Consider the following 237-nt stretch of genomic DNA (forward strand, 5'->3'; position numbering starts at 1 on the left):
ATGTACATCTCCTGCTGATAATGTACCTGCATCTATATTGTTGGGCATAGGGAATAAACTTAACAGCCAATTACGTTCAATATTTAAATGCATTGGCTCAATAAGCTTATTTTTTATTTCTTCTGGGGTGGCGCTTATAAATATATTTTTATTTATTGAATATTCTCTTTCAAATCTAGTACTTGGAACTACACCTTCAAATGCTATAAAAAAAATAACGACAGGTAAGATATGAGC

At 31.2% G+C, this 237-nt stretch carries 1 protein-coding gene; it reads right to left on the reverse strand.

From position 1 onward, the window contains the following. Positions 1 to 237: hypothetical protein (locus Q4528_RS16025; protein WP_303522753.1), on the reverse strand; the 237-nt coding region annotated here is incomplete at both ends.

The sequence above is a fragment of the Staphylococcus pasteuri genome, from assembly GCF_030547725.1.
Classification (GTDB): domain Bacteria; phylum Bacillota; class Bacilli; order Staphylococcales; family Staphylococcaceae; genus Staphylococcus; species Staphylococcus pasteuri.